This window comes from Streptomyces sp. NBC_00247, from assembly GCF_036188265.1.
Taxonomy (GTDB): domain Bacteria; phylum Actinomycetota; class Actinomycetes; order Streptomycetales; family Streptomycetaceae; genus Streptomyces.
Map to the genome: position 1 here is coordinate 4,320,798 of NZ_CP108093.1, position 17,580 is coordinate 4,338,377.

The following is a 17,580-nucleotide window of genomic DNA, read 5'->3' on the forward strand; positions in this document are numbered from 1 at the left end:
AAGCGGGGACGCGCCCGGTGGGGGGTAGCCGGCACCGACGCGCTCCCGGGCCCTGCCCCTCGCCTGAAAGGGGACTCGCTCCGCCTTCCGTCCTCGTGGGGAGGTAAGGAGACGGGGGACCGACCGCATCGGGATCCACGCCCGGTGCGCGTCCTCGCGCTCCGGGCCCGGCCCACAGGTCATTCACTCGTTGTCAAGACTGGCGGGAACCAGCCCGCACATGAAAGGGACCTTCGGCGCGAAACGCTGCCCAAAGGTCCCCATTAGTGCAACAGGCATCGCAACACCATACGACACGACCTTGCACCATATGGAAGAGTATGAGACATCGATCACAGGTAAGACTGGAACCGTAGTCGATCTTTCGAAGGTCTATACGGAGATGGACCCTTGGTCCGAAGGCGTTTTCCGGGGCCTCACTCCGGGCCTCCCTCGCGGACTACCATCACCCCATGACCCGTGTACTGCTCGCCGAGGACGACGCATCCATCTCGGAGCCGCTGGCCCGCGCCCTGCGTCGGGAGGGTTACGAGGTCGAGGTCCGTCAGGACGGCCCGACCGCGCTCGACGCCGGACTCCAGGGCGGCGTGGACCTGGTCGTCCTCGACCTGGGACTGCCCGGCATGGACGGCCTCGAAGTCGCCCGCCGGCTGCGCGCCGACGGCCACGCCGTGCCCATCCTGGTGCTGACCGCCCGCGCCGACGAGGTCGACACGGTGGTCGGCCTGGACGCCGGCGCCGACGACTACGTCACCAAGCCCTTCCGGCTCGCGGAGCTCCTGGCCCGCGTCCGCGCCCTGCTGAGGCGCGGTGCGGCCGAGCCCGCCCCGCAGCCCGCCACCCACGGCGTACGGATCGACGTCGAGTCGCACCGCGCCTGGATGGGCGAGGAGGAGCTCCAGCTCACCGCGAAGGAGTTCGACCTGCTCCGGGTGCTGGTCCGGGACGCCGGCCGGGTCGTCACCCGCGACCAGTTGATGCGCGAGGTCTGGGACACCACCTGGTGGTCGTCGACGAAGACCCTGGACATGCACATCTCCTGGCTCCGCAAGAAGCTCGGCGACGACGCCGCCAACCCCCGCTACATCGCGACCGTCCGCGGCGTCGGCTTCCGGTTCGAGAAGAGCTGAGCCGACGGCGGCGGACCGCCGCCCCGGACCGCCGCCCCGGACCTGACGGACACCGGAACACGTCGACCTCTCGACCAGAGCTGACGGGCAGAAGCACCTCATGCGCCGCCGACTGATCAACTCCACGCTCTCCGTGGTGCTCGTGGTGATCGCCGTCTTCGGCATCTCCCTGGTCCTCGTGGAGACCCGCACCATCAGCGACAGCGCTCAGGAGAGCGTGGACTCCGAGGCGCTGCGGCTGATCTCCGTCGTGGAGAGCCGGCTGCTGGGCGAGGAACGGATCACCCCCGCCGTGCTCGACGAACAGGTCGTCGGCGACCGGTACGCCCGGGTCGAACTCCCCGGCCGCGCGCCGATCGAGGTCGGTACGCGCCCCGGCGGCAACGCCATCACCTCCGTCGTGGACGGCGAGGAGGGCGAACGGGTCACCGTCGAGGAATCCCGCTCCGCCGTCACCCGTGAGGTCGGCCGCACCCTGCTGATCATCGGCGCGGTCGCCCTCCTCGCGATCATCTCGGCGGTCCTGCTCGCCGTACGCCAGGCCAACCGGCTGACCTCCCCGCTCACCGACCTCGCGGAGACGGCCGAACGCCTCGGCTCCGGCGACCCGCGCCCCCGTCACAAGCGGTACGGGGTACCCGAACTGGACCGGGTCGCCGACGTCCTCGACGCCTCCGCCGAGCGGATCGCCCGCATGCTGACGGCCGAGCGCCGGCTCGCGGCGGACGCCTCCCACCAACTGCGCACCCCGCTGACCGCACTCTCCATGCGCATCGAGGAGATCTCCGTCACCGACGACCCGGACACGGTGAAGGAGGAGGCGAACATCGCCCTCACCCAGGTCGAGCGCCTCACCGACGTCGTGCAGCGGCTGCTGACCAACGCCCGGGACCCGCGCACCGGCTCCGCCGTCGTCTTCGACCTCGACGAGGTCATCAAGCAGCAGATCGAGGAGTGGCGCCCCGCCTACCGCGGTGAGGGCCGCGCCGTCGTCCGCTCCGGCCGGCCCGGTCTGCGCGCGGTCGGCACCCCCGGAGCCGTCGCCCAGGTGCTCGCCGCCCTCATCGAGAACGCGCTGATGCACGGCGGCGGCACGGTCGCCCTGCGCACCCGCGTCACCGGCAACCAGATCGTCGTGGAGGTCACCGACGAGGGTGTGGGCGTCCCCGCCGACCTGGGAGCCCGGATCTTCGAACGCTCCATCAGCGGGCGCAACTCCACCGGCATCGGCCTCGCGGTCGCCCGTGACCTCGCCGAGGCGGACGGCGGCAGGCTGGAACTGCTCCAGCAACAGCCGCCCGTCTTCGCCCTCTTCCTCGGCAGCGTCGCCCGTACCCCCCAGGAACAGGAACGCCCGGTCCGCTGAGAGCGGGCCGGGCGTCGGAAGGGGCCGGGCGTCGGCACGGGCGGCCGGGAGGGCGCTCAGTGCCCCACGCGGTCCGGCTCCACCGGCTCCGAGGGCTGTCGTCGTCCGGGAAACTTCTCCGCGACGACCAGCGCCTCCTGCGCGGGGAGGGCCTTGAACACCCAGGAGCGGTACGACCAGAAGCGGAAGAGCGTGGCGATGCCGATGCCCACGACCTTGGCGACGTTGCTCTGTACCGGGGTGTCCCAGCCGAAGCCGTACGTCGCCGCGTACAGCACGCCCGTCTCGATCACCGCTCCCACCGCGCTGAACAGCAGGAACAGCGTCAGCTCGCGGGTCCGGCCGCTCTTGTCGCGGTCCCGGTAGGTCCAGTGACGGAACCCGACGTAATTGAAGAGGATGGCCACACAGGTGGCCATCAGCCCGGCCCGCACCGTCGGGATGTCCGTGGTGCGCCAGATCAGGTTGGAGACGGCGATGTTGACCACCAGCCCGAGCGCGCCGACCACGCCGAACTTGGCGACCTCCCGGGCCAGCCGATCAAGCCGGGTCCGCAGTGCGCCCCGTTCGCTCATGGTGATCGTTCAGCCCCGTCCGGTCGGATTCATCAACCCGCTCATGCTAACCAGCCCGGCCCCGTGACGCCCATGGGGCGAGGTCACGTCCCCGGCGGGGGCCCAGGGCGTCCGGCGGATCGTGACCGGGTCCGCGACGCCCGGCACGGCGCCTCGCGGCGGCAGGGTGCCCCTTCGGGCCAGAGTCAAGGGCCACCGGGGCGACGGATACCCTGGGGTGGTGACGTTCCCGGTAGTCGGCATGGTCGGCGGCGGTCAGCTCGCCCGCATGACCCACGAGGCGGGTATCCCCCTCGGCCTGACATTCAAGCTGCTCAGTGACACCCCCCAGGACTCGGCCGCCCAGGTGGTGAACGAGGTCGTCGTCGGCGACTATCGCGACCTGGAGACCCTCCGCGCGTTCGCGCGCGGCTGCGACGTGATCACGTTCGACCACGAGCACGTGCCCACCGAGCACCTGCGCGCCCTGGAGGCCGACGGCATCGCCGTCCGTCCCGGACCCGACGCCCTGCGGCACGCACAGGACAAGGGCGTGATGCGGGCCAGGCTCACCGAGCTGGGCGTGCCGTGCCCCCGCCACCGCATCGTCACCGACCCCGCCGACGTCACCGCCTTCGCGGGCGAGGGCGACGGCTACCCGGTGATCCTCAAGACGGTCCGCGGCGGCTACGACGGCAAGGGCGTCTGGGTGGTGCGCTCCGAGGCGGACGCCGCCGAGCCCTTCCGCGCCGGAGTCCCGGTCCTCGCCGAGGAGAAGGTCGCCTTCGTGCGGGAGCTCGCGGCGAACATCGTCCGCTCCCCGCACGGCCAGGCCGTCGCCTACCCCGTCGTGGAGTGCGTCCAGGTCGACGGCGTCTGCGACACCGTCATCGCCCCGGCCCCCGGCCTCGACGAGAAGCTGGCCGGCGAGGCCCAGCAGCTCGCGCTGCGGATCGGCGCCGAACTCGGGGTCGTCGGCCACCTCGCCGTGGAGCTCTTCGAGACCCGTGGCGACGACGGGACCCCCGGCATCCTCGTCAACGAACTCGCCATGCGCCCGCACAACTCCGGGCACTGGACCATGGACGGCGCGATCACCTCGCAGTTCGCCAACCACGTCCGCGCCGTGCTCGACCTGCCGCTCGGCGACCCGCGCCCGCGCGCACCCTGGACGGTCATGTGCAACGTCCTGGGCGGCGACTACCCCGACATGTACCAGGGCTACCTGCACTGCATGGCCCGGGACCCGCAGCTCAAGATCCACATGTACGGCAAGGACGTGAAGCCCGGCCGCAAGGTCGGACACGTCAACACCTACGGCGACGATCTGACGGACGTGCGGGAGCGCGCCCGGCACGCGGCCGACTACCTCCGAGGGACGATCACCGAATGACAGACCCGCGCACCGCACCCGTCGTCGGCATCGTCATGGGGTCGGACTCCGACTGGCCCGTCATGGAGGCCGCCGCCCAGGCGCTGGACGAGTTCGGCATCGCGTACGAGGTGGACGTCGTCTCCGCCCACCGCATGCCCCGCGAGATGATCGCGTACGGCGAGCAGGCGGCCGGCCGCGGCCTCAAGGCGATCGTCGCGGGCGCGGGCGGCGCCGCCCACCTGCCCGGCATGCTGGCCTCCGTCACCCCGCTGCCCGTCATCGGCGTCCCCGTACCGCTGAAGTACCTGGACGGTATGGACAGCCTGCTCTCCATCGTGCAGATGCCCGCCGGCATCCCCGTCGCCACCGTCTCCGTCGGCGGCGCGCGCAACGCCGGACTCCTCGCCGCCCGCATCCTCGCCACCGGCGACGAGGAGCTCCGCGAGAGGATGACCACCTTCCTCGGCGAACTGAACGAACAGGCTACCGAGAAGGGCCGGCGGCTGCGGGCCAAGGTCGAAGGATCCGATTCCTTCGGTTTCGGGCAGTAGGCTCCCCGCCCATGAATCAGACGGAAACCACGGCTCACGCAGACCGCCTGCGGCGGGCCCGGGACCTCCTCGCCGTCCACCCCGTCGTCGACGGTCACAACGACCTGCCCTGGGCCCTGCGCGAACAGACCGGCTACGACCTGAACGCCCGTGACATCGCCCAGGACCAGCGCGGTCTCCTCCACACCGACCTGCCCCGGCTCCGCGCCGGAGGCGTCGGCGCGCAGTTCTGGTCGGTGTACGTACGCTCCGACCTCAGCGGCGACGACGCCGTCAGCGCCACCCTGGAGCAGATCGACATCGTCGGCGAGATGCAGACGCGCTACCCCGCGCACCTGCGCCGGGCGCTGACCGCCGACGACATGGAGGCGGCCCGCACCGAGGGCCGTATCGCCTCGCTGATGGGGGCCGAGGGCGGTCACTCCATCAACAACTCGCTGGCCACCCTGCGTGCCCTGCACACCCTCGGCGTCCGCTACATGACGCTGACGCACAACGACAACCTCGACTGGGCGGACTCCGCGACCGACGTCGCACGCCTCGGCGGACTCTCCGAGTTCGGCCGCGAGGTCGTCCGCGAGATGAACCGCTGCGGCATGCTCGTCGACCTCTCACACGTGTCACCCGGCACGATGCGCGACGCCATCGCCACCAGCGAGGCGCCCGTCGTCTTCTCGCACTCCTCGGCCCGCGCCGTCTGCGACCACCCGCGCAACGTCCCCGACGACGTGCTGCTTTCGCTGCGTGACAACGGCGGGGTCGCGATGGCCACCTTCGTACCCAAGTTCGTGCTGCCGGACGCCGTCGAGTGGACGCTGGCCGCCGACCGGAACATGCGCGAGCACGGACTGCACCACCTCGACACCTCCCCCCAGGCCATGCGCATCCACGAGGACTTCGAGGAAGCCAACCCGCGCCCGGTCGCCACGGTCGTCACCATCGCGGACCACCTCGACCACATGCGCGAGGTGGCCGGTGTCGACCACATCGGCGTCGGCGGCGACTACGACGGTACGGCGTTCCTCCCCGAGGGCCTGGAAGACGTCTCCGGCTACCCGAACCTGATCGCGGAACTGCTGCGCCGCAACTGGTCCGAGGCCGACCTCGCCAAGCTCACCTGGCACAACGCGGTACGCGTGCTGCGCGACGCGGAGGCGGTCGCCCGCGACCTCCAGTTCCGCCGGAGCCCGTCCCACGCCACCATCGAGCAGCTGGACGGCAAACCCCAGCCCTGAGCGGCCGTCCCGTCCGGCCCGCACGGGCCCGTACGCACGCCGAGAGGCCGCCCCCGGAACGTCGACATCAGGGGGCGGCCTCTCGGCGCACGCGGGGGTACGGGGTGGTCAGGCGGTCGGGCGGCCCATCGCCCGGTAGGTCCAGCCGGCCGCCCGCCACACCGCGCTGTCCAGCGCGTTGCGGCCGTCCAGCAGTATGCGGTGCGCGGCGACCTCGCCCAGCGCCTCCGGGTCCAGCTCGCGGAACTCCCGCCACTCGGTCAGGTGCAGCACCACGTCCGCGCCGCGCACGGCGTCCAGCGCGGTGTCCGCGTACCCGAGGGTCGGGAAGAGCCGGCGGGCGTTCTCCATGCCCTTCGGGTCGAAGACGGTGACCTGCCCGCCCTGGAGGTGGATCTGCCCGGCCACGTTCAGCGCGGGGGAGTCGCGCACGTCGTCCGAGTCGGGCTTGAAGGTCGCGCCCAGCACCGCGACCCGGGTGCCCAGGAACGAGCTTCCGCCCACGGCCTCCCGGGCCAGTTCCACCATGTGGCCCCGGCGGCGCATGTTGATCGAGTCGACCTCGCGCAGGAAGGTCAGCGCCTGGTCGGCGCCCAGCTCACCGGCGCGGGCCATGAACGCCCGGATGTCCTTGGGCAGGCACCCGCCACCGAAGCCGATACCGGCCCGCAGGAACTTCGAGCCGATCCGCTCGTCGTGCCCGATCGCCTCCGCCAGCTTCACCACGTCACCGTCGGCCGCCTCGCAGACCTCGGCCATCGCGTTGATGAACGAGATCTTGGTGGCGAGGAAGGAGTTCGCCGCGGTCTTCACCAGTTCGGCGGTGGGGAAGTCGGTGACCACGAAGGGGGAGCCCTCCGCGACCGGGACGGCGTACACCTCGCGCAGCAGCTTCTCGGACCGCTCGCTCTCCACCCCGACGACGATCCGGTCCGGGTGGAGGGTGTCCTTCACGGCGAAGCCCTCGCGCAGGAACTCCGGGTTCCAGGCCAGCTCCGCGTCCGCGCCCACCGGGGCGAGCCGGGCCAGCAGCTCCGCCAGCCTGGCCGCCGAGCCGACCGGCACGGTCGACTTGCCGACCACCAGCGCCGGGCGGGTCAGGTGCGGGGCCAGCGAGGCGAAGGCGCTGTCCACGTAGCTCATGTCGCAGGCGTACTCACCGTGCTTCTGCGGAGTGTTCACGCAGACGAAGTGCACGTCGCCGAAGTCACCCACCTCCTCCCAGGAGGTGGTGAACCGCAGCCGCCCGGTGGAGCCCGGAATCCCGGCCACGTGCTTCTGCAGGATCTCCTCCAGACCGGGCTCGTACATCGGCACCCGGCCCGCCTGGAGCAGCTCGATCTTCTCCGGAACCACGTCGAGCCCGAGCACCTCGAAGCCCAGCTCGGCCATGGCCGCGGCATGGGTGGCGCCGAGGTAGCCGGTGCCGATCACAGTGATCCTGAGGGCCATGGGTGCTCCTGGATGAAACGGACGGACGTGCCTCGCCGAGCATAGTCGGGCCCGTCCGGCCGCCATTTCCGCCCGTTATGAGCCGGTGATACCCCTTCCTCCCTCTCCGGGGGCGACCGCGACCGCTCCGCCACGCGCTGTCGTCAAGCTCACGCGTCCCACGCGTAGGCCATCGCGAGCGGCCGGGACTAAAATTGGGTTACTGAACGGTAGTTAGCATCCTTGGGGAGTGAGCGTCTTGGCGGGTTCGACCGATTTCGACCTTTACCGTCCGGCTGAGGAGCACGAGATGCTCCGCGAGACGATCCGGTCGCTCGCCGAGGCGAAGATCGCCCCGTTCGCGGCGGCGGTGGACGAGGAGAGCCGCTTCCCGCAGGAGGCGCTGGACGCCCTCGTCGCCGCCGACCTGCACGCGGTCCACGTCCCCGAGGAGTACGGCGGCGCCGGCGCCGACGCGCTCGCCACGGTCATCGTGATCGAGGAGGTGGCCCGCGCCTGCGCGTCCTCCTCCCTCATCCCGGCCGTCAACAAGCTCGGCTCCCTGCCGGTGATCCTGTCCGGCTCCGAGGCGCTGAAGAAGAAGTACCTGGGCCCGCTCGCCAAGGGCGACGCGATGTTCTCGTACGCCCTCTCCGAGCCGGACGCGGGCTCCGACGCGGCCGGCATGAAGACCAAGGCCGTACGCGACGGCGACTTCTGGGTCCTCAACGGCGTGAAGCGCTGGATCACCAACGCGGGCGTCTCCGAGTACTACACGGTGATGGCCGTCACCGACCCGGACAAGCGCTCCAAGGGCATCTCCGCCTTCGTCGTCGAGAAGTCCGACGAGGGCGTCTCCTTCGGTGCCCCGGAGAAGAAGCTCGGCATCAAGGGCTCCCCGACCCGCGAGATCTACTTCGACAACGTCCGCATCCCCGCCGACCGCATGATCGGCGAGGAGGGCACCGGGTTCGCCACCGCGATGAAGACCCTGGACCACACCCGCATCACCATCGCGGCCCAGGCGCTCGGCATCGCCCAGGGCGCCCTCGACTACGCCAAGGGGTACGTCCAGGAGCGCAAGCAGTTCGGCAAGCCCATCGCCGACTTCCAGGGCATCCAGTTCATGCTCGCCGACATGGCGATGAAGCTGGAGGCCGCCCGCCAGCTCACCTACAGCGCCGCCGCCAAGTCCCAGCGCCTCGACGGCGACCTGACCTTCTTCGGCGCAGCGGCCAAGTGCTTCGCCTCCGACGTCGCCATGGAGGTCACCACCGACGCCGTGCAGCTCCTCGGCGGCTACGGCTACACCCGCGACTACCCGGTCGAGCGCATGATGCGCGACGCCAAGATCACCCAGATCTACGAGGGCACGAACCAGGTCCAGCGCATCGTCATGGCGCGCAACCTGCCGTGACGGGAGCCGCCCTCCCCGTTCCGTGAAGCCGTACGGCCCCGACGCGACTCGTGCGTCGGGGCCGTACACATGTCCGCCGGGCGTGGCCGCACTCGTCTCCGCCGGGCGGCGCCGGTGGCTCGCTCGGTCCGGCCGTGCGCCGGGCTCCGGCGGGCCGGGCGTCCGTCGGCGGGCGCCGCCTCTGTCGTGACCCGTACCCTTATGCCCAACTCCCCGAAACTTTCGCTGACTTCACGCGTTGTATCGGATCGTGTGAGAGTCATTGACACCCTGGAAACGCCCCGCTTACCGTCGCCGCCGAAGCGTGCAAGGGCATATGAGGGATCGATCCGTTCGAGGGGAAACAGTCCATGGCTCGAAAGTTTTCGAAGGGCGGTCTGGCCGTGACGGTGGCGCTCGCGGCCACCGTGGCGACGGGCACCGCCGTGGGAGTCGCCGGAGCCGTGGACGCCGGGGGCGACGCCGGGAGCGGGCGGGGCGCGACCGCCCACGCGCGGCAGGCCGGGACGCACTGGGTGAACACCTGGACGTCCATGCCGCAGCTGACCGAGCCGAGCAACATGCCGCCCGCCCCCTTCACCCAGGACGGCAAGGTCCTCGACGACACCACCCTGCGGCAGACCGTCCACGTGTCGGTCGGCGGGAAGCAGGTGCGGCTGCGGTTCTCCAACGCGTTCGGAGGCGCCGCGCTGCCGCTCACCTCGGTATCGGTGGCGCTGCCGGCCGGGGGCCGGGCCGGAGCCAGCGCGATCCGGCCCGCGACCTCCCGCACGGTGACGTTCTCGGGCAGCGCCTCGACGGTCGTCCCGGTGGGCTCCCAGGCCGTCTCGGACCCGCTGGACTTCGACGTGGCGCCCGGGACGAACCTCACGGTCACCGTGTACCTGGCGCACGGGCAGGCGTCGGACAGCGTCACCTCGCACCCGGGCTCCCGGACCACCTCGTACCTGCTCGCGGGCGACCACGTGCGGGACGAGGACCTGGCCGGGGCCGCCTCGGCCGCTCACTGGTACTTCCTCAGCGGCGTCGAGGTCTGGTCGCCGGACACCACCGCCGCCGCCGTCATCGTGGGCGACTCGCTGACCGACGGCCGGGGTTCCACCACCGACGCCAACAACCGCTGGCCCGACCAGCTGCTCGACCGGCTGCGGTCCCGCCCGGACACGGCCTCCACCGCGATCCTCAACCAGGCGGCCGGCGGCAACCGCGTGCTCAACGACGGCCTCGGCCCCAACGCCCTCTCCCGGGTGGACCGCGACGTCCTGGCCCAGAGCGGCGTGGAGTGGGCCTTCGTCTTCGAGGGCGTCAACGACATCGGTACGGCCGAGGCCACCGAGGCCGCCCAGCAGCGGACGGCCGACGACCTCATCGCCGCCTACGACCAGATCATCGTCCGGGCGCACACCCAGGGCATCCGGGTCTACGGGGCGACGCTGACGCCCTTCGGCGGCAACGACCCGTACGACGACCCGGCCGGCTACCGCGAGCAGGCCCGGCAGAAGGTCAACTCCTGGATCCGCACCAGCGGCCGGTTCGACAGCGTCGTGGACTTCGACAAGGCGGCCCGCGACCCGCAGAACCCGCGCCGACTCCTTCCCGCCTACTCCGACGCCGACCACCTGCACCTGAACCCGGCGGGGTACGCGGCGCTCGCCGCCGCCGTCCCCGCCCGGCTCTTCCACCAGGAGCCGCTGCCCCGGGGCTTCGGCTTCAACTGAGCCGTCACGCGCCCCGCGCGGGGAACGCGCGTGAGCCGGGACCCCCGGCGGGGTCCCGGCTCACGCGCGTGCGGTGCGGGGCGGTCAGCTGCCCGTGACCGTGACCTTCTCGTCGTTCTTCAGCTGCTCCACGAGCTGCTTGACCTTCGCCTTGTCCCAGACGAGGTTGCCCCCGCTGGTGCTCTGCCCGGAGAGCGGGATGTTCATCGACGTGCCGTCGCCGCCGGTGACGCCCTTCATCGCGAAGAACATCCGGGCCAGCGACCAGAGCGACATGTCCTTGTCCACCACGAGGGTGTCGAGACCCGCGCCCAGCACCGGGTACAGCGTGAACGGGTTGATCAGCGTGGACGGGGTCGCCGTCTGGCTCGCGAGCGCCGCGAGGAACTTCTGCTGGTTCTTCGTACGGTCCAGGTCGCTGCCCGCGAAGGCGTACCGGGTACGGACGAAGGCGAGGGACTGCTCGCCGTTCAGCGTCTGCTTGCCCGCCTGGAAGTCGGCGCCGGAGTTCTTGTCCTTGAAGGCCTTCGGGATGTCGAGCTCGACCCCGCCGATCGCGTCCACGATGTTGGCGAAGCCGCCGAAGCCGATCTCGACGTAGTGGTCGATGTGCAGCCCGGTGTTGTACTCGACGGTCCGCACCAGCAGCTCCGGGCCGTCCTCGGCGTACGCGGCGTTCAGCTTGACCGTCCGGCCGGTGCCCTCGTACCTCTTGCCCGACTCGGACCCCACGAACGAGGGGATCTCCACGTTCGAGTCACGGGGCAGGGAGACCAGCGTCGGCCCGTTCGACCCGTTGTGCAGGATCATCATCGAGTCGGTGCGCTTGCCCTCGGCGGAGCCGGTGTGCAGCTTCTTCTTGTCCTCGGCCGTCATGCCCTCGCGGCTGTCGGAACCGACGATCAGGTAGTTGGTGCCGTCGCCCTCGGCCGGGCGGTCGATGACCTTGGAAAGATCGACCTCGCGCTTGAGCTTGGAGTCCGCCCAGAAGTACGTGGAGACGGAGACCGCCAGCACGACGACCACCAGGGCCAGCGCGCCGATCTTGATCCGGCGCCGCCAGTCCGGCGCGGGGCGGCCCTGGACGTAACCGCCGTCACCGCCGCGTCCGCCATGGCCGCCGCCCGGCCCGTGCCCCGGCCCCTGGCCGGGCCCCTGGGGCGTGCCGTAGACCTGGCCCGTGTTGTAACCGCTGTCGTACCCGGGCGCCGCCTGGCCTTCCGCGCCGTACGGGTCGCGGCGAGGGGCCTCGGGGGTGCCGTACCCCGGGCGTCCCTGCGGCTGCGGCGGCACCTGCGGCGCCCGCGGCGGGGCGGGACGCCGCTGGACACGGGGCATGGAGCGCGCACCCTCGGGCTCGGGGGCTGCCGAGCCCCGGCCGTAGCGGTCGCTGTCGTCGGTCCATCCGGGCCTGTCACTCATGGACACCAGTCTGCCGCGCCCGGGTACGGGTATTACAGGGTGTGAGAAGAAACGGTTCACGGCTGTTGCGAAGCTGATGCAAATTCGGTCACGCATCGGCCGCATACAGTGGACGTCATGACAAAACTGGTCAATCGCTCCCAGGACGAGAGCACCCCCGAGGAGGGAGACGCCCCCGGAGACGGCGGCGGCACCCGGACCCCTCGCGAGGGCGGCGACGGTGTCGGGGAACTCCCCGGCAAGCCCACCGAGGCGTCCCGCACCACGCTCAGCCACATCATGACCGGCAGCGACACCAACCTCCTGGGCACGGTGCACGGCGGCGTGATCATGAAGCTGGTGGACGACGCGGCCGGTGCCGTGGCCGGCCGGCACTCGGGCGGCCCCGCCGTGACCGCCTCGATGGACGAGATGGTGTTCCTGGAGCCGGTCCGGGTCGGCGACCTCGTGCACGTACGCGCCCAGGTGAACTGGACCGGCCGCTCCTCGATGGAGGTCGGGGTGCGCGTGATGGCCGAGCGGTGGAACGAGTCGACCCCCGCCCAGCAGGTCGGCAGCGCCTACCTCGTCTTCGCCGCCGTCGACGCGGACGGCCGCCCCCGTCCCGTACCGCCGGTCATCCCCGGCACCGAGCGCGACAAGCGGCGCCACCAGGAGGCCCAGATCCGCCGTACGCACCGGCTGGCCCGGCGTCGAGCGATCAAGGAACTGCGCGAGAAGCGCGCCGCGGACGGCATCGACGAGAACTGAGCCCGGCGGGGCGGCGGGAGCCTGCCCCGGCGGCGCGGGGGAGCCCGCGCTCAGGGGCAGACGACCTCGTCGCCCGTGACGGCGTGGAAGGTGCCCCGGGGCACGGTCTCCGCACGCACCGGCACCACCGTCGTCCAGTCCGCGCCGACCGTCACCCGCAGCGTGGCGCCCTGGCCGGCCACCGCCCGCAGCTCGCTGCCCGGCAACGCCGTGGCCAGCGACTTCGCCGACCGGTCCCAGCGCGGGTCGTAGGTGATCAGGGTCCGCGCGAGGGTGCGGACCGTGCCGTCGAGGGGGGCCTCGGTGGTGTTGAACCCGGTGGCGCGCAGGGCGCCGTCCACCTTCTTGCCGAGACCGGCGTGCGGGGTCCCGTTGTAGACCTGGACCCGGATCTGCTGGGGCGCCACGTCCACCACCCTCGCCTTCGACGCGGCCGGGGCGGCGGCCGGCTTCGCCGAGGTGAGCGGCTTGTCCTCGCGCAGCGTCCGGAAGAGCGCGGCGGCCCGCGCGGTGTCCCACTTCACGGTCGACCCGATCCCCTTGACCGGGAAACTCGGGTCGCCCACCGGGACGGAGGCGAACTCCGACGAAGCCGCGGTGAACCCGCGCATCGCCGACCCCAGCTCCAGCATCTGCTCGGTGCCGAACCCCTCGTCGGCCCGTACCGACCCCAGCATCGCCGAGACGACCTGCTGGAACTTCACGGGGTTCAGCAGCACGCCCTTGCTGGTCGCCCGCTCGATCACCGCCGCGACGAACTTCTGCTGCCGCTGCATCCGCCCCAGGTCGGCCGCCCCGTCGACGTGCCGGGAGCGGACGTACTGCAGAGCCTCGCCCCCGCTCAGCGCGTGGGTGCCCGCCGGGAGGTTCAGACCCGTGTACGTGTCCTTCAGCGGCCGCACCGTACAGATCTCCACGCCGCCCAGCGCGTCCACCGTCTTCATGAAGCTGGTGAAGTCCGCTTCCAGGTAGTGGTCGATCTTGACCCCGGTCAGCTGCTCCACCGTGCGCACGGTCAGCGTGGGACCGCCCTCGGCGTAGGCGGCGTTCAGCTTCACGGGGTGGGCGGCGTGCCCCTTGCCGGTCGTCCGGTCGGTGTGCGCGGGGACCACGGCGTAGCTGTCGCGCGGCAGGCTGACCACGCTCGCGCGCCGCCGGTCCCGGGACAGGTGCACCAGCATCAGGGTGTCGGTGCAGTGGCAGGGGGCGCCGCCGAGCCGGAACTTCTTCTTCTGGTCCGCCGTGATGCTGTCGCGGCCGTCCGTGCCGACGAGCAGCAGGTTCATGCCACGGCTCCCGGACGGGCGGTTCTTCATGTCCCGGAAGGGGTCCACACGGCCGATGCCGGACTCCAGCTGGGTGACCACGGCGTGACCGATGCCGCCCGCGCCCAGCACGAGGACCGACAGCCCCGTCGCCACCCGCATCCCCCAGCGGGGCCGCTCGTCCTGCCGACGCGATCTCAGCGGCCCCCCGGTCCTGGCCGGACCGTGCCGCGGCGGGACGCGCCGGGGACGCGGTGGACGGGGCGACCGGGGCGGCGTGGTCACGAGAGGGGAACCTCCGGGCGATCCGAGGCGTGCGGGGACCGTCCGTACGGTAAGTCCATACGATCTCCTTTCCGGGCTGCCACCCGGCGGGACGCGCCGGTGTCCCCCGTAAGCGGTAACGTGGCGGCGCGCACCACCAGCCGAACAACCGCCGTCTCCCGTGGTGCGACCAGGAGCCCGGCGCCCCCCGAGGACACCCCGAGGACCACATGTCTGCCGCGCACTACCCCGCCGTCTCAGTGATCATGCCGGTGCTCGACGAGGAGCGGCACCTGAGGAACTCGGTCCGGCACATCCTGGAACAGGAGTACGCCGGGGAGATGGAGGTGGTGATCGCGCTCGGGCCGTCCACGGACCGCACCGACGAGATCGCCGCCGAGCTGGTGCGCGAGGATTCCCGCGTCCACACCGTCCCCAACCCGACCGGCCGCACCCCCGCCGCCCTCAACGCCGCCATCGCGGCCTCACATCACCCGATCGTGGTGCGGGTCGACGGGCACGGCATGCTCTCCCCGGACTACATCGCCACCGCAGTCCGCCTCCTGGAGGAGACCGGCGCGCAGAACGTCGGCGGCATCATGCACGCCGAGGGCGAGAACGCCTGGGAGGACGCCGTCGCCGCCGCGATGACCTCGAAGATCGGCGTCGGCAACGCCGCGTTCCACACCGGCGGCCAGGCCGGCCCCGCCGAGACCGTGTACCTCGGCGTCTTCCGCCGCGAGGCGCTGGAGAAGGCCGAGGGGTACAACGTCGAGTTCATCCGGGCCCAGGACTGGGAGCTGAACTTCCGCATCCGCGAGGCCGGCGGGCTGATCTGGTTCTCGCCCGAACTGAAGGTCCAGTACCGCCCCCGCCCCTCCGTACGGGCGCTCGCCAAGCAGTACAAGGACTACGGCCGCTGGCGGCACGTCGTCGCCCGCTACCACTCCGGCTCGATCAACCTGCGCTACCTCGCCCCGCCGACCGCCGTCTGCGCCATCGCGGCGGGCATCGTCGTCGGCGCGGCGGTCACCCCCTGGGCGTTCCTGGTCCCGGCGGCCTACGCCGCCGCCATCACCGCCGGCTCGCTCCCCGCGGGCAAGGGACTGTCGCTCAAGGCCCGCGCACAGATCCCGGTCGCGCTCGCCACCATGCACATGTCGTGGGGGTACGGCTTCCTCACCAGCCCGCGTTCGCTGGCCAAGCGGGTCATCGCCGGCCGCCGCCCGTCGCTGAGCGGGCAGACCGTCTGACACCGGCCGTACGAGGGAGGGGCTCCACCGTCGCGGTGGAGCCCCTCCCTCGTACGTACGGACCCGGGCTACCAGGTGTAGTTCGGGTTCACCTTCATGCAGGCTCCCTCGTCCTCGCCGTTGAGGGCCTGCGCCGACTCGGGGGTCTTGTCGTCCTGCCCGGCGGGGTAGCTGCCCCCGTCGCGCCAGTCGGCACCGATCGCCAGGGAGATCCCCGACACGTCGGTCGACTTCTTCACCAGGGACACCGGGATGCCCAGCGCCTTGGCGACCGCCTGGGCGTCGCCCTCCAGGTCCGCGCTCGGGTACAGGACCCCGGTCCGCGCCGAGCCGGTGATGTCCGAGGAGTCGAGGGTGGCCCGCGTGAAGCCCGCGTCCTTGAGCAGGTCCCGTACGTCACCGGCCCGGCCGGAGGCCGGCCCCTGGGAGTCGGTGGCCGTCGCGTTGCGCACCGCCACGGCGATCTCGTCGACCGGCGCGGACGGGTCCGTGGGCGTGGGCGAGGCCGTCGCCGCGGGCTTGGACGCCTTGCCGTCGAGCGGGACGTCGTCGCGCACCATCCGGAACAGCTGCTCGGCGTCGCCCGGCTTCGGGAGGACCCGGCCTTCGAGCGCCCCCGTGGCGTAGACGTTCGGCATGGTGGTCATCGTGATCCGCTTGGTCGGGACCTTCTTGAGCTCCCCGGCCAGGTCGTACAGCTTCTTCATGTCGAGGCCCGTGTCGAGCGTGAGCGCGTTGCTCGCCGCCTCGGCCAGGCTCATCAGCTTCCCCGGGTCGGTCAGCTTGGTGCCCGTGCGGAGCTCGCGGACCATCGAGTTCAGGTACTGGTGCTGCGCCTGTGCCCGGTCCAGGTCGGTGTTGCCCCCGAAGCCGTACCGGGTGCGCAGCCACTGGAGGGCCTGCTTCCCCATGACCGGGGTGGTGCCCTCCTTCAGGCGGAGGCCCGAACCGGAGCCTTCCGCGTTGTGGGAGTAGATGTTGGCGTCGACGCAGACGGGTACGCCCCCGACGGCGTCGGCCATCGACACCACGCCGGAGAAGTCGATCATCATGAAGTGATCGATGGTGATGCCGGTCAGCTCGTACCAGGCGGCGACCGTGCAGCCCGGACCGCCGCGCCCCAGACTCGTGTTGGTCATGACCAGCGAGGTGGACGCCTCGTAGACCTTGCCGGTCTTCGGGTCCGTGCACTTGGGCATCTTCAGCATGGTGTCGCGCGGCATGCTGACCACCGACAGGTTGGTCCGGTCCGCCGAGAGGTGGAGCAGCATCTGCACGTCCGCGAGCGGCGTGCCGTTGAAGGTCTCCTTCGCGCCGCCCAGCTTCTGGTTCTCCGCGGTGTCACGGGCGTCGGAACCGATGAGCAGGATGTTGAGCGGAGTCTGACCGGCGGCGTTGGCCTTGTGCTCGGTCATCTTCTTGTCGCCGAGGGTCAGGGTCTCCTTCTTGATGTTGTTGTCCAGGTGCCTGTAGTACAGATAACCGGCCGCCCCGGTACCGAGTATGAGCAGCGCGAGCACCGAGGAGACCCAGCGCAGGACGCGCCGCTTGCCCTTCCCCGGCGCGCGCCCGGGCGGGCCGCCGTCGCCCTCCCGGGGCCGCCGGGGGCCGGAGACGGCACCCCCGCTGCCGTCCCCCGGCTTCCCGTCCCCGGCGGCTTCGCCGTCCGGCTTCCCGCCCTCCTCCGTGCCGTTCTCCGCTCCCGTGCCGCTCGCCGTTTCCCCGCCGGCGTAGAGACTGTCGTCCCAGCCGAGTTGATCGGCCTGGGGGACGCGACCGCGCGTCCCCTCCTCGGGCGTGCTGTTCTGTCCCAACGGGACCCCCCTGCTGCTCAGACTCTCGCGGTGGC

14 protein-coding genes are annotated in these 17,580 nt (G+C 71.4%); 9 read left to right on the plus strand and 5 right to left on the minus strand.

The genetic code is table 11. The annotated features are described in order from the left end of the window. Positions 1–452 precede the first annotated feature (452 nt). Both OHT52_RS18745 and OHT52_RS18750 read left to right on the plus strand, forming a co-directional pair. A complete protein-coding gene (locus tag OHT52_RS18745) occupies positions 453–1,130 on the plus strand; it encodes a response regulator transcription factor (RefSeq protein ID WP_328721342.1) in 678 nt (225 codons plus the stop codon). 100 nt (positions 1,131–1,230) lie between these two features. Then, positions 1,231–2,496 (plus strand): ATP-binding protein, encoded by a 1,266-nt coding sequence (locus OHT52_RS18750; protein ID WP_328721343.1) that lies wholly within the window; start codon positions 1,231–1,233, stop codon positions 2,494–2,496. A gap of 56 nt (positions 2,497–2,552) precedes the next feature. On the opposite strand, the gene OHT52_RS18755 is transcribed toward OHT52_RS18750, so the two are convergent. Beyond that, positions 2,553–3,071: a GtrA family protein gene (locus OHT52_RS18755; protein ID WP_328721344.1), complete on the minus strand. Its 519-nt coding sequence runs from the start codon at positions 3,069–3,071 to the stop codon at positions 2,553–2,555. Positions 3,072–3,312: 241 nt separating this feature from the next. Here OHT52_RS18755 and OHT52_RS18760 point away from each other — a divergent pair, with 241 nt between their 5' ends. The 3 genes from OHT52_RS18760 to OHT52_RS18770 are packed head-to-tail and all read left to right on the plus strand — an operon-like array spanning position 3,313 to position 6,211. Further along, positions 3,313–4,443 (plus strand): 5-(carboxyamino)imidazole ribonucleotide synthase, encoded by a 1,131-nt coding sequence (locus tag OHT52_RS18760; RefSeq protein WP_443046802.1) that lies wholly within the window; start codon positions 3,313–3,315, stop codon positions 4,441–4,443. Continuing rightward, positions 4,440–4,976, plus strand: a complete 537-nt coding sequence (gene purE / locus OHT52_RS18765; RefSeq protein WP_328721346.1) for a 5-(carboxyamino)imidazole ribonucleotide mutase — start codon at positions 4,440–4,442, stop codon at positions 4,974–4,976. Before OHT52_RS18760 ends, purE begins: the two co-directional genes overlap by 4 nt. Positions 4,977–4,987: 11 nt before the next feature. Beyond that, positions 4,988–6,211, plus strand: coding sequence for a dipeptidase (locus tag OHT52_RS18770; RefSeq protein ID WP_328721347.1), 1,224 nt, complete (start codon positions 4,988–4,990; stop codon positions 6,209–6,211). Positions 6,212–6,319: 108 nt separating this feature from the next. On the opposite strand, the gene OHT52_RS18775 is transcribed toward OHT52_RS18770, so the two are convergent. Continuing rightward, positions 6,320–7,663 carry a UDP-glucose dehydrogenase family protein gene (locus OHT52_RS18775; RefSeq protein WP_328721348.1) on the minus strand — a complete coding sequence of 448 codons (1,344 nt, stop codon included), beginning with the start codon at positions 7,661–7,663 and terminating at the stop codon, positions 6,320–6,322. Between the two features lie 238 nt (positions 7,664–7,901). Here OHT52_RS18775 and OHT52_RS18780 point away from each other — a divergent pair, with 238 nt between their 5' ends. After that, on the plus strand, positions 7,902–9,059 hold the full coding sequence (locus tag OHT52_RS18780; protein WP_328723802.1) for an acyl-CoA dehydrogenase: 1,158 nt from the start codon (positions 7,902–7,904) through the stop codon (positions 9,057–9,059). A 350-nt stretch (positions 9,060–9,409) separates the two neighbouring features. Continuing rightward, entirely contained in the window at positions 9,410–10,777 is a 1,368-nt protein-coding gene (locus OHT52_RS18785) for an SGNH/GDSL hydrolase family protein (protein ID WP_328721349.1), read from the plus strand. Between the two features lie 84 nt (positions 10,778–10,861). Here OHT52_RS18785 and OHT52_RS18790 read toward each other — a convergent pair whose 3' ends face one another. Beyond that, the gene (locus OHT52_RS18790; RefSeq protein ID WP_328721350.1) at positions 10,862–12,199 is read right to left on the minus strand and encodes an LCP family protein; all 1,338 of its coding nucleotides are present in this window, start codon (positions 12,197–12,199) and stop codon (positions 10,862–10,864) included. 117 nt (positions 12,200–12,316) lie between these two features. Here OHT52_RS18790 and OHT52_RS18795 point away from each other — a divergent pair, with 117 nt between their 5' ends. Then, on the plus strand, positions 12,317–12,949 hold the full coding sequence (locus tag OHT52_RS18795) for an acyl-CoA thioesterase (RefSeq protein ID WP_328721351.1): 633 nt from the start codon (positions 12,317–12,319) through the stop codon (positions 12,947–12,949). 50 nt (positions 12,950–12,999) lie between these two features. Here OHT52_RS18795 and OHT52_RS18800 read toward each other — a convergent pair whose 3' ends face one another. Then, on the minus strand, positions 13,000–14,499 hold the full coding sequence (locus OHT52_RS18800) for an LCP family protein (protein WP_443046608.1): 1,500 nt from the start codon (positions 14,497–14,499) through the stop codon (positions 13,000–13,002). Positions 14,500–14,708: 209 nt separating this feature from the next. On the opposite strand from OHT52_RS18800, the gene OHT52_RS18805 reads away from it, so the two are divergent. Continuing rightward, positions 14,709–15,731: a glycosyltransferase family 2 protein gene (locus tag OHT52_RS18805; RefSeq protein ID WP_328721353.1), complete on the plus strand. Its 1,023-nt coding sequence runs from the start codon at positions 14,709–14,711 to the stop codon at positions 15,729–15,731. 68 nt (positions 15,732–15,799) lie between these two features. Here OHT52_RS18805 and OHT52_RS18810 read toward each other — a convergent pair whose 3' ends face one another. Then, positions 15,800–17,545, minus strand: coding sequence for an LCP family protein (locus OHT52_RS18810; RefSeq protein ID WP_328721354.1), 1,746 nt, complete (start codon positions 17,543–17,545; stop codon positions 15,800–15,802). Between the last annotated feature and the right edge of the window lie 35 nt (positions 17,546–17,580).